The organism is Campylobacter portucalensis, assembly GCF_009690845.1.
GTDB lineage: Bacteria > Campylobacterota > Campylobacteria > Campylobacterales > Campylobacteraceae > Campylobacter_B > Campylobacter_B portucalensis.
The window spans coordinates 1-12,397 of record NZ_VWSJ01000033.1; the positions used below are offsets into that span (position 1 = coordinate 1).

A 12,397-nucleotide genomic window follows, 5' to 3' on the forward strand; every position below is an offset into this window, starting at 1 on the left:
TATTTCAATTTAATTATTTCAATTTAATTTTATATTTAAAACTATGTAAAAATATACTTAAAAAAATACATTTAATAATTTGATAAAAAGTTAAATATATACTATTTTTTATATTTTGTATTGAAAACTATAATTTTCAAATTTTTTAAAAAATAAGTTTTTATGGTATTTTATTTTATTTATAAATGTTGATTATATGGATATTTTAAAGACTTTACTTTTTGTAAAAAATAAATTTATCCATCAATTTTTACAGATAAACTTATGTAAAGCTGATTTTTTATTTGTTTTTCATCTGAAGAAATTTCGCCTATTAAACTATTGAATCAAGTATGATTTTTAACTCATCTATCAAAAGCCCTCTTCTATAATAAATAAACAACTTAGATATTTAACCATCGCTTCAATCATGACAAGGTCGTTTAAGGTCGTTTATAGTTCCACAAACTGCTATTTACCAATATCTTCGCCACTAAAATATCGGCTCTACGACACAACTATCATACATCATTAAATTAAAAATTTAATTTTATTTTTAGTTAATATTTATAATATTTTTTATAAATATTTATTATTTATTAAAAAGCATAAGGATGATTGTTTATTTAAAGCTTATGATGATTTAAAAGATTTAAAGAGTAAAACAATTTAAATATGAGGATAAAAGTAAGCATATTTTTTAAAAGGAGAAAAGTCTTTGCAGCCAAATGGAGCACAACCAAATTTAACTTTTTTTATCTCTTTTATCTCATCATCGGTGGTTGCTTTTTTATTTTTTTTAAGCCACTCTCCATCTAATTAGATTTGTTTTATAAAATTATATAGCTTTATTAGTCATACTTTTACATAATATTTTATGTATTATTTTATGTAAATTTCTATTTATAGGAATGCATCACAACTATATAATATGAATTTGTAACTAAAATATCTATTAAAGGTGATGCCCTAAAGGTTATTTAAAAAACAACATTTGTAAAAACAATAGTTGCAAAAAACCATCCCAGTAGACAAAAAAATAAATAAAGATGAAAAGTTAAGAAATTTTTTAAAAAAACAGTGGGGATACAAAATCCCCTACTTGTATTTAATTTTGCTCTAAATTTAAAGTGCTTTGATTTTTATCTTATCATCAACCGCATCTATTAAAATCTCATCTCCATCTTTAATCTCATCTTTTAAAATCATCTCAGCAATCTCATCTTCAACTAACTCGTACATCGCTCGTCTTAATGGTCTTGCACCAAATTCAGCATCAAATCCAACTTCTGCTATTAGCTTTTTAGCGTTATTAGTTAAATTTGCTTTAATATTTCTATTTTCTAAAGTTTTTTCTAAACTTTTAAACATTATGCCAACTATTTCTATTAAATTATCTTCATTTAAAGGATTAAAGATGATAATATCATCAAGACGGTTTAAAAATTCAGGTTTAAAATAACCTTTTAAAGCCTCTTTGACTAGATCTTGCTGTTTTTGCTTATCATCATTATAAAGCATAATCTCGTTTGATGCGATATTTGACGTTAGTATTATTATGGTGTTTTTAAAATCAACAGTAACGCCTTTATTATCAGTAGCCCTGCCATCATCTAAAATTCCAAGCAAGATATTAAAAACATCTTTATGAGCTTTTTCTATCTCATCAAAAAGCAAAACTGAATATGGCTTTCTTCTAACTGCTTCGGTAAGTTGCCCTCCTTCATCATATCCAACATATCCAGGAGGTGCTCCAAGCAATCTTGAAACGCTGTGTTTCTCCATATACTCACTCATATCAAATCTAATCATAGCCTTCTCATCATCAAATAAAAACTTCGCTAAAGCCTTTGCCGATTCAGTTTTTCCAACTCCTGTTGGACCTAAAAACAAAAAACTTCCAATAGGTCTATTTTCGCTAGAAAGTCCAGCTTTATTTCTTTTAATAGCTCTTGATAATGCATGCAGGGCCTCATCTTGCCCTATAACACTTTCTTTTAAGTGATTTTCAATATTTAGATATTTTTCTTTTTCACTCGTAAGCATTTTTGAAACACTAATGCCTGTCCATTTACTTAAAATTCCAGCGATTAAATTCTCATCCACTTCATTTTTAAGCAAAGTGCCGTTTTCTTGCATTTTAGCCCACTTTTCTTCAAGAGATTTTATTTCATTTTCTTTATTTGGAATTTTTCCATACTCTATCTCAGCTGCTTTATTTAAATCCCCATTTCTTCTAGCTATTTCAGCCTCATTTTTTAAGCTATCAATCTCTTTTTTGGCTATACTTATATCGTTAAAAACACTCTTTTCGTTTTCAAATTGAGAATTTAGGGCATTTTTATTTTCATTTAAATTTGCAAGCTCTTTTTCTATCTCTTCTAATCTTATTCTATTTTTTTCTGCACTTTCCATTTTTAAAGCCTCTTTTTCAACTTGTAAAGTTAAAATTTCACGCTTTGCTTTTGCTAATTCAAATGGCTCACTTTCAATTTGCATTTTAAGTTCAGCCGCCGCTTCATCTATCAAATCAATCGCCTTATCAGGTAAAAATCTACCACTTATATATCTACCACTTAATTTTGCAGCTGCTACTAAAGCACTATCAGTTATGCTTACATTATGATGAACTTCAAGCTTTTCTTTTATGCCCCTTAAAATTTGCAAAGCTTCATTTACACTTGGCTCACCTACATTTACAGGTTGAAATCTACGCTGCAAGGCGGCATCTTTTTCAAAATATTTTCTATACTCTTTTAAAGTTGTTGCTCCTATTGTATGAAGTTCGCCTCTAGCAAGGGCTGGTTTTAGGATATTTGCAGCATCCATTCCGCCCTCACCTGCTCCAGCTCCTACAATTGTGTGAATTTCATCTATAAATAAAATTATATTTTTAGCCTTTATAACTTCGTTAATTACTGCTTTTAGTCTATCTTCAAATTCACCCCTATACTTAGCTCCTGCTATTAATGCACTCATATCAAGGGCAATTAGCTTTTTGTTTTGAAGGCTAGTTGGAACATCATTTTTTGCTATTTTTTGTGCTAAACTTTCAACTATGGCAGTTTTTCCAACTCCAGGCTCACCTAGTAAGATAGGATTATTTTTTGTTTTTCTAATTAAGATTTGCATAACTCTTTGAAGTTCTTCATCTCTTCCAATTACAGGATCAAGCTTTCCTTCTTTTGCTTTTTGTGTAAGATCAATTCCAAATTTAGCTAAGCTATCCATCGTTTCATCAGCTGTTTTAGAGTCTATTTTTTGTCCCGCTCTTAAAGCTTCAAGCTCCTTTTTTATCTCATTTAAATCAATAAATTTAGATAAAATTTCTTTTAATGGAGAAGTTTGTAAATTTGCTAAAATCCACGTATCAATAGCTATAAAACTATCGCCATTTTTTGCCATAAGTCCTTTAGCATTCTCAAGTGAGTTTATCATATCCATACTTATTTTGATATTTTCTTTACTAGCATTTGAGCTAGTTGGCAAATTTGATATTTTTGATTTTATCTCAAGCTCTAAAGCCTCTTTTGAAATGTTAAATTTATTTAAAATTTGATTTAATAAAGAACTGCTATCTGCACTCAAAGCCCATAAAATATGAAGTGGCTTTACTTCAATATTTTTAGAATGGATAGATAAAGAAATAGAGCTTTCTAATACCTCTCTCATCTGATCTGTTAAAGTTTCTAATATATTTTTCATTTTTTATCCTTTTAGTTTTATAGTGATGACATTATATAACTTTAGTGTATTAATGTCAAGTTTTTTTAGTAAAAAGTATCATATATTTTTAAAATTATTAAAATTTTAGATTTAAAATTTAAATACTTTTTAAAATCTTTTTTATTTTTTACCTAAATTTAACCATAAATATGATAAAATCAAAACCAAATTTTAAATTTTGGAGATTAATTTTGATATATAATAAATTTTTTAAATCAAGTCTAGTGTTTGCTTTTAGTGCTTGCTTGGTTTTGATTCCACCGATAAATGCAAAAGAAACTAAAAAAAAAGATGAATCAAAACTTGAAAGTTTAGCCAAATTTACAAGAGTTGTTACAACTATCGAAAATAGCTATGCAGATGAACTTAAATTTTCTGAAATAATAAATAAAGCAATAGCTGGATTGATGAGTAATCTAGATGCACACTCAAGCTATATGGATGAAAAGGCTTTTAATGAGACAAAAATTCAAACAAAAGGGGAATTTGGTGGTCTTGGTATAACAGTTGGTATGAAAGATGGTGCTTTGACAGTTGTAGCACCAATAGAAGACACTCCTGCAGATAAGGCCGGGATTAAATCTAATGATGTTATTTTGAGGATAGATGGTAATGCAACGCTTGGTATAACTCTTGATGAGGCTGTTAATAAAATGAGAGGCGAACCTAAAACACCTATAACAATCACTATTTTTAGAAAAGGTGAAGCAAAACCTTTTGATGTCAATATCACAAGAGATATTATAAAAGTTGATTCTGTATATGCTAAAAGCATAGAAGATGAAGATATTTTGTATTTAAGGGTTACAAATTTTGATCAAAAAGTAACAAATGAAGCAAAGAAATTTATAAAAGAACATAAAGATGCAAAAGGTATAATTTTAGATCTTAGAAATAATCCAGGAGGACTTTTAGATCAAGCTATAGGACTTACAAATTTATTTGTAGATAAAGGCATTATAGTGTCTCAAAAAGGTAGAGATAAAAAAGAAAACATAGAATACAAAGCAGAGCCTAAAAATAAAATCACAAATTTACCTTTGGTTGTTTTGGTTAATGGAGGAAGTGCTAGTGCAAGTGAAATTGTTAGTGGGGCGTTGCAAGATTTTAAAAGAGCTGTCATTATAGGAGAAAATACTTTTGGAAAAGGAAGTGTGCAGGTAATTCTTCCATTAAACGAAAAAGAGGCTCTTAGAATGACGATAGCAAGATACTATTTACCAAGCGGTAGAACTATACAAAATACTGGAGTTAAGCCTGATTTATTAGTATATCCAGGAAAAGTTCCTGATGATAATAAAGACTTTGATTTTAAAGAAAAAGATTTAAAAAAACATCTTCAAAGCGAACTTGAAAAGATTGATACAAACTCAACAAAAAAAGAAACCAAGAAAAAAAACAATAATAAAGATAAAGTAATTTCTAAATCTGCTGTTTATAAAGATATACAATTAAAAACTGCGGTAGATACAATTAAAATTCTAAATTTAACAAAGGATAAATAATGAAAGCTACAAAAAAAGAGATGATTTATGAAGGTAAGGCTAAAAAAATATGGTCTATAAATGAAGATGAAAATCTTCTTTTAGCTGAATTTAAAGATAGTTTAACAGCATTTAATGGTATCAAAAAATCGCAAGAGTTAGGAAAAGGTGCTTTAAATAATAAAATTTCTACTCAAATATTTAAAATTTTAGAAACCAATGGCATAAAAACAGATCTAATTGAAACAATTAGCGATAACGAACAAATAGTTAAAAAATGCACAATTATTCCACTTGAAGTTATTGTTAGAAATATTGCAACAGGAAGCTTGACAAAAAGATTAGGCATTAAAGATGGAACTGTTTTGCCATTTGCTTTGGTTGAATTTTGCTACAAAAATGATGACTTAAATGATCCTATTTTAAATGATGAACACGCCCTACTTTTAAATGCGATAGAAAATCAAGATGAGCTTAACTATCTTAAAAATGAGGCTAAAAAAATTAACTCTATTTTAAAAGAATTTTTTATAAAAAAAGATTTAAAATTGGTTGATTTTAAGATTGAATTTGGCAAAGATGTGGATGGAAATATAATTTTAGCTGATGAAATTAGCCCTGATAGTTGTAGATTTTGGGATGCAAAAACAAATGAAAAGCTTGATAAAGATAGATTTAGACAAGATTTAGGCAATGTAAAAGTAGCCTATGAAGAGGTTTTAAAAAGAATTTTATCGTAAGGACAAATATGAAAGTAGTAGTAAATGTTAAATTAAAAAATGGCGTTTTAGATCCACAAGGCAAGGCGGTTGAAAATGCTCTTATCTCGCTTGGTTTTAAAGATGTTGATAATGTTAGGATTGCAAAACAAATAGTTTTTAATATAAATAAAGATGATAAAGATGAGGTTAAAAATGATGTTGTTGAAATGTGCGAAAAACTTCTTGCCAATACAGTTATTGAAGAATATGAGATAGTTTTATGAAAGTAGCAATTTTAGATTTTCCTGGAACTAATTGTCAAAATGATACAAAATTTGCTTTTGAAAATTTAGGCTATAAATGCGAAATTATTTGGCACAAAATTGAAAAAATAGAAGCTGATTTAGTTATTTTGCCAGGCGGATTTAGTTATGGCGACTATCTCAGAACTGCTGCGATTGCAAAATTTAGCCCTATTATGAATGCAGTAATAAATCACGCCAAAAAAGGTGGCTATATTTTAGGAATTTGCAATGGTTTTCAAATGCTTTTAGAGTTAAATTTATTAAAAGGTGCTATGAATAAAAATATAAATTTAAATTTTATATCTAAATATCATCATCTAAAAGTTATTTCAAACAACAATAAATTTTTATCACAATGCAAAAAAGATGAAATTTTAAACATTCCAATAGCTCACGGCGAAGGAAATTATTTTGTTGATGAAAATACTCTTAAATTTATGCAAGATAATGATCAAATTTTATTAAAATACTGTGATAAAGATGGAAACTTTAAAAATCCAAATGGATCGGTTGATTATATAGCTGGAATTTGTGATGAAAATAAGAAAATTTTCGGTCTTATGCCACATCCAGAGCGAGCAATTGATAAGATTTTAGGCGGAGATGATGGAGTTAAAATCATAAAAGGATTTATTTGCTAAGGCTTTTAGTATTATTTTTATTTATTTTTAACTATACTTTTTCAAATGATATCGAGTATTTAGAAATAACTAAACCAAACTCATCAAATAAGAAGCAAATTTTAGAAAAAAAACATTTAAGTATTGATGATTTAAAAAAAATTGCTCCAAGCGATGAGGGAAATTTAGATATGGATGATAGCAAAATTTATCAAGATATAAGAGTTACTGATTTACTACTTTCTACTACAAATATGCCAAAATCTGTTTTTAAAAATCAAATTTTTAGTCTAAATTTGATAGCTGATATACAGCAAGATATAAATTTAGACCTAAATTTAAGTATGGAAAAAAGTCCAAATTTAAAATGGTTAAATCAAAAAGTTGAATGGCAAAAAAATGGCGGTATTTTTAAAACAAAGCTTTGGTTTGAGTCTAATTCTACAAATATTGGAAATTTAAAATTAAACGTTTTAGCTTTAAGAAATGGTGAAGTTTTTCAAAAAGCTAGTATTTCACCAAGATTACCAAAAGTAAAATCAGTAGAAGATAGATTAAATTATGCTAATATTGTAGCTGATGATTTAGAGATCATAAGTTATAAAACTTCTAAATTTGATGATAAATCAAATATTATGACAATCTTTTTAAAAACTAAAAATTCTAATATTGCATCTTTTTATATAGAAAATGATGAGATATTAAAACAAGGTGTTAGTTCTATTAAAGGAATATATCCAGATCAAAGTGCTTATTATTTTGTAGTTTTTAAAAACGATAAAACCAGTTTAAATTTTAGCTATTTTAATGCTAAAACAAAACAATTTAGCGACTTTTCACTTGATGTTAAGTTAGAAATTGATGATTTAAGCACTCAAACAGAGATAAATCCATTAAATGACCCATTTTTAATTCAGAAAAAATTTTTAATATATTTTCTTGCCGGGATACTAATTTTTATATTTATTTTAAGCAGAAATTCAACACCGCTTATATTTGCAATTTTATTAATAGCATATCAAATATATTCACAAAATTCATACTCTACAGGAGTGATTAAAGCAAATACAAAGGTAAAAATTTTACCAATTGAAAAATCAACTATATTTTATATATCTAAAAATGATGAAAATGTTAAAATTTTTGATGAAAATTTAGACTATTATAAAATTATGGTTGAAAATGGGAAAGTTGGCTGGATAGAAAAAAGTAGCTTAAAAATAGAAAATAATTAAAAATATTAATCACTTTACGGTATAATCTGCTAAATTTATTATAAAGGATATATTATGAAAAAACATGAATTTCAAACTGAAGTAAGTGATTTATTAAATTTAATGATTCACTCACTTTATTCGAATAAAGAAATTTTTTTAAGAGAACTTATTTCAAATTCCAGTGATGCACTTGATAAATTAAACTATCTTTATCTAACAGACGAAAAATATAAAACATTAAATTACACTCCAAGAATCGATATAAAATTAGATAAAACAAATAAAACTTTAATAATTGAAGATAATGGCATTGGTATGGATGAAGATGAGTTGGTTTTAAATTTAGGCACGATAGCTAGAAGCGGGACAAAAGGGTTTTTATCTCAAATCAGTAAAGATGCTAAAAAAGATTCAAATTTAATAGGTCAATTTGGTGTTGGTTTTTATTCTGCTTTTATGGTTGCTGATAAAATAGAAGTGTTAAGCAAAAAAGCACTTAGCGATGAAGCGAATTTATGGATAAGCGATGCTAAGAGTTTTAGTGTAGAAAAAAGCTCGAAACAAAGTAATGGAACTAGCATAAAACTTTATCTTAAAGATGATGAATTTTTAAATGAATTTACAATACAAAATATTATTAAAAAATACTCAAATCACATTCCATATCCTATTTTTATGGACAAAGAAGAGTATGTTTCATCGAAAGATGATAATAAAACCCCAAAAACTGAGATCAAAAATACTCAAATCAATAATGCAAGTGCTTTATGGCAAATGCAAAAAAGTAGCTTAAAAGATAGTGATTATAATGAATTTTATAAACAAATAAGCCATGACAGCACAGATCCTTTAATGCACATCCACACAAAAGCTGAAGGCAAAATAGAATACACCACCCTATTTTATATACCTAGTATTCAACCTTTTGATCTTTATAGAGCTGATTATCAAAGTGGAGTAAAGCTTTACGTAAAAAGAGTTTTTATAACAGATGATGAAAAGGAACTTTTACCAACTTTTTTAAGATTTGTAAGAGGCATTATAGACATAGAAGATCTTCCACTTAATGTTAGTCGTGAAATTTTACAAGAAAATAGAGTTATGGCGAGCGTTAAAGACGCAAGTGTCAAGAAAATTTTAAGCGAGCTTGAAAAAATACTAAAAAACGATAGAGAAAAATACATAAAATTTTACAAACTTTTTGGCAAAGTTTTAAAAGAAGGACTTTATGGATTTAATGCACACAAGGATGAAATTTTAAATTTAGTTCTTTTTAAAACAAGTAAAAGAGAGGATTTTATAACTTTAAAAGAGTATAAAGATGGTATGAAAAAGGATCAAAAAGAGATTTATTATATTAGTGGGAAGAGTTATGAAGCTTTAAAAAATTCTCCTATTTTAGAAATTTTAAAAGACAAAGATATTGAGGTGTTGATTTGCGATGATGATATTGACGCTATAATTTTACCAATGATTTTTGAATACGATAAAACACCTATAAAACCTGCATCTGAAGCTGAATTTAGCGAAGAAAAAATAGATCAAAAAGAGTATGAAAACGTAATTTTAAAATTAAAAGAAATTTTAAAAAATGATGTAAAGGATGTAAGAGTAACATCGAGATTAAAAGAGTCTATTGCTTGCTTGGTTTATGATAAAAATGATCCAAATTTTGAAACTCAACAAATTTTAAAACAAATGGGGCAAGAAAATTTACCTGAAATTTTACCGATTTTAGAGATAAATCCCAACCATAAAATAGCTACAAAACTATTAAATAATGAAGAAAATTTAGATGATTTAGCAAAAATTATCTTAAATATAGCTAAAATTCAAGAAGGTTTAGAGGTTAAAAATCCTAATGAATTTGCAAAAATTTTAACAAATTTAATAACACAATTAGCGTAATATAAGTAGCTTTTAAGCTACTTATAAGCCCTATTGATTAGTAAAAAATATAAAACAGCACCCATTCCGCCTCCAGAAATTCCAAGTAAAGCTATCATAATTTGATATCTTACAGCAATCAATGGATCAACTCCTGAAATGATTTGTCCTGTCATCATACCAGGAAGAGTTACTATCCCAACGGCAAGAAGGGAATTTATTTGCGGTATTAATGAGGCCTTAAATGCGATATTTCTAGCATCTTCAAAATACTCGTTTCTTTGTATTTCTTTTTCAAATCTTTCAATCGCTAAACTAAGAACATTCATAGTATTTGATAAAACCATTCCAGCAATTGGTATAATGTATTTTGGTTCGTATATATATTTTATTTCTAAAATAACATATACAATAATAAATAAATTTAAAGAAGATGAGATAAAAGTTGCAAAAAATATGCAAAAATAATTTTTAAAATTTTTATTTTTAGTGTTTCTTAAAATAATTATAGTTGAAAAAATTAACATAAAAATCAAAATAATTCCACCTAAGAACATATTTTTATTTTTAAAAATAAAAACCAAAACATAACCAATTGCAATTAATTGCAAAATCATTCTGATTGTAGAGTAAGGAATTTCTATGAAATTTTTAGTCCATTTATAGTAAAAATACCAAACAAAACTAACAGGAAGTAACATTATAATTAAGTTAATTAACGAAATTTTAATCATAGTTGCAATTATACTAAAAATACATTAAAAAAATTTTATATTTTAGTATAAAATTTAATTCTGACATAACAAAAAAATAAATAATTTTAATTTAAATTTTTCAAGTTATATTAATGTATTTGTAGTAAAATTTTTAATTATAGATAAGGAGATGATACAATGACAAGAAAAGAACATGATTTTATAGGTGAATTAGAGATTGAAAATGATGTATATTATGGAATTCAAACTTTTAGAGCAATTGAAAATTTCAAAATGACAAGAAGAAGATTAAAAGACTATCCTTTTTTTATCAAAGCTTTTGCTCAAATTAAAAAAGCTGCAATACTTGCAAATAAAGAAGTTGGTGTTTTAGATAAGAAAAGAGCAGATGCTCTTATTTTAGCAGTAGATGAGTTGATCCAAGGTAGATACATTGATCAATTTATGGTCGATATGATACAAGGCGGTGCAGGAACTTCAACAAATATGAATATAAATGAAGTTTTGACAAATATAGCACTAGAAAAAATGGGGCATAAAAAAGGCGAATATAATTATTTGCACGTAAACGATCACACAAATTTAGGACAAAGCACAAACGATACATATCCTAGCTCCGTCAAGGTTGCAGTTTATGCCAAACTATCAGATTTATTAAAAGCGATGAAAATTTTGGTTGAAGAGTTAGAAAAAAAAGCAGATGAATTTAAAGATATTATAAAAATGGGTAGAACAGAGCTAGAAGATGCTGTTCCTACTACTTTAGGAAATTCATTTAATGCTTTTGCAACTTACATAAAATTTGATATCAAAAATATAAAATTTGCTATGGAATTAATGAAAAGCTTAAATTTAGGTGCAACTGCTATTGGTACGGGGATTAATTGTCATCCAGATTATAAATTTATAGTAATAGAAAAGTTAAAGCAAATTACAGAGATTGATTTCAAACAATCTGATGATTTTATCGCTGCTACACAAGATACAGGAGATTTTGTAATGGTAAGTGGGGTTTTAAAAACTGCTGCTGTTAGATTGAGTAAAATTATAAATGATTTAAGACTTATGAACTCAGGTCCTAGATGTGGTTTTGGTGAAATAGAACTTCCACAAATGCAACCAGGTAGTTCAATTATGCCAGGGAAAGTAAATCCAGTTATCTGCGAGGTCGTTGGTGAAGCTTGTCATGAAGTAATAGGAAATGATACTACAATTATGCTTTGTAGTCAAAGAGGAGAGTTTGAATTAAATGCATTTGAGCCTGGCATTGCTTATGCATTATTTAATTCTTTAATTCTTTTAGAAAATGCTTATAAAACTTTAGCTAATAAAGCCATAAAAGATGTTAAAGCTAAACCTGAAAACTGCTTAAATTTAGTATTAAATTCAGTCGGTATAGTTACAGCTTTTAATCCAATAATTGGTTATGAAAATTCAGCCAGTATAGCAAAGGAGGCACTGCAAAGTGGGAAATCGGTGGGTGAGATTGCGATTGAACGAGGACTTTTAACAAAAAAAGAAGTTGATGATATTTTAGATCCAAAAAATATGTTAAATCCAAAAATGCCATCTATAAAAAAATGATTTAGATAAATAAATTTAAAGCCCATAAAATTATATAAATATTTTATGGGTTGATTAAATTCCTAATAAATCATACTAATTTATATAAATTAAATAAATTACCATTTATAATAATTGATGTTTAAAAATAAATTAGTAAAAAAGTTAAATTTAAATAGTTGCATCTAAATTTAGACAC

9 protein-coding genes are annotated in these 12,397 nt (G+C 27.0%); 7 read left to right on the forward strand and 2 right to left on the reverse strand.

What is annotated here, in order from left to right; genetic code table 11:
- Window positions 1-1,104: 1,104 nt before the first annotated feature.
- Window positions 1,105-3,684, reverse strand: a complete 2,580-nt coding sequence (locus tag F1B92_RS07585) for an ATP-dependent Clp protease ATP-binding subunit (protein WP_154571246.1) — start codon at window positions 3,682-3,684, stop codon at window positions 1,105-1,107.
- Window positions 3,685-3,854: 170 nt separating this feature from the next.
- Between F1B92_RS07585 and F1B92_RS07590 the strand changes: the two genes are divergently transcribed.
- From F1B92_RS07590 to htpG, 6 genes are read left to right on the forward strand one after another with little or no spacing between them, the layout of a single operon-like run.
- On the forward strand, window positions 3,855-5,210 hold the full coding sequence (locus tag F1B92_RS07590; RefSeq protein WP_154571247.1) for a S41 family peptidase: 1,356 nt from the start codon (window positions 3,855-3,857) through the stop codon (window positions 5,208-5,210).
- The gene (purC, locus tag F1B92_RS07595; protein WP_154571248.1) at window positions 5,210-5,929 is read left to right on the forward strand and encodes a phosphoribosylaminoimidazolesuccinocarboxamide synthase; all 720 of its coding nucleotides are present in this window, start codon (window positions 5,210-5,212) and stop codon (window positions 5,927-5,929) included. Before F1B92_RS07590 ends, purC begins: the two co-directional genes overlap by 1 nt.
- A gap of 8 nt (window positions 5,930-5,937) precedes the next feature.
- On the forward strand, window positions 5,938-6,174 hold the full coding sequence (purS, locus tag F1B92_RS07600; RefSeq protein WP_154571249.1) for a phosphoribosylformylglycinamidine synthase subunit PurS: 237 nt from the start codon (window positions 5,938-5,940) through the stop codon (window positions 6,172-6,174).
- Window positions 6,171-6,836 (forward strand): phosphoribosylformylglycinamidine synthase I, encoded by a 666-nt coding sequence (gene purQ / locus F1B92_RS07605; RefSeq protein WP_154571250.1) that lies wholly within the window; start codon window positions 6,171-6,173, stop codon window positions 6,834-6,836. Before purS ends, purQ begins: the two co-directional genes overlap by 4 nt.
- Complete coding sequence (locus tag F1B92_RS07610) at window positions 6,830-8,050, forward strand: SH3 domain-containing protein (protein ID WP_154571251.1); 1,221 nt, start codon at window positions 6,830-6,832, stop codon at window positions 8,048-8,050. The genes purQ and F1B92_RS07610 overlap by 7 nt, the downstream gene beginning before the upstream one ends.
- Before the next feature lie 54 nt (window positions 8,051-8,104).
- Window positions 8,105-9,940: a molecular chaperone HtpG gene (htpG, locus tag F1B92_RS07615; protein WP_154571252.1), complete on the forward strand. Its 1,836-nt coding sequence runs from the start codon at window positions 8,105-8,107 to the stop codon at window positions 9,938-9,940.
- 17 nt (window positions 9,941-9,957) lie between these two features.
- Here htpG and F1B92_RS07620 read toward each other — a convergent pair whose 3' ends face one another.
- On the reverse strand, window positions 9,958-10,653 hold the full coding sequence (locus F1B92_RS07620; RefSeq protein ID WP_154571253.1) for an ABC transporter permease: 696 nt from the start codon (window positions 10,651-10,653) through the stop codon (window positions 9,958-9,960).
- A 159-nt stretch (window positions 10,654-10,812) separates the two neighbouring features.
- Here F1B92_RS07620 and F1B92_RS07625 point away from each other — a divergent pair, with 159 nt between their 5' ends.
- A complete protein-coding gene (locus F1B92_RS07625) occupies window positions 10,813-12,219 on the forward strand; it encodes an aspartate ammonia-lyase (RefSeq protein ID WP_154571254.1) in 1,407 nt (468 codons plus the stop codon).
- The last annotated feature ends 178 nt before the right edge of the window (window positions 12,220-12,397 follow it).

Bases quoted from the DNA above. Each gene is read 5' to 3' on its own strand.
- F1B92_RS07585 (WP_154571246.1), bottom strand. From the start codon at position 3,684: ATGAAAAATATATTAGAAACTTTAACAGATCAGATGAGAGAGGTATTA.
- htpG (WP_154571252.1), top strand. From the start codon at position 8,105: ATGAAAAAACATGAATTTCAAACTGAAGTAAGTGATTTATTAAATTTA.
- F1B92_RS07590 (WP_154571247.1), top strand. From the start codon at position 3,855: ATGATAAAATCAAAACCAAATTTTAAATTTTGGAGATTAATTTTGATA.
- purC (WP_154571248.1), top strand. From the start codon at position 5,210: ATGAAAGCTACAAAAAAAGAGATGATTTATGAAGGTAAGGCTAAAAAA.
- purQ (WP_154571250.1), top strand. From the start codon at position 6,171: ATGAAAGTAGCAATTTTAGATTTTCCTGGAACTAATTGTCAAAATGAT.
- F1B92_RS07620 (WP_154571253.1), bottom strand. From the start codon at position 10,653: ATGATTAAAATTTCGTTAATTAACTTAATTATAATGTTACTTCCTGTT.
- purS (WP_154571249.1), top strand. From the start codon at position 5,938: ATGAAAGTAGTAGTAAATGTTAAATTAAAAAATGGCGTTTTAGATCCA.
- F1B92_RS07625 (WP_154571254.1), top strand. From the start codon at position 10,813: ATGACAAGAAAAGAACATGATTTTATAGGTGAATTAGAGATTGAAAAT.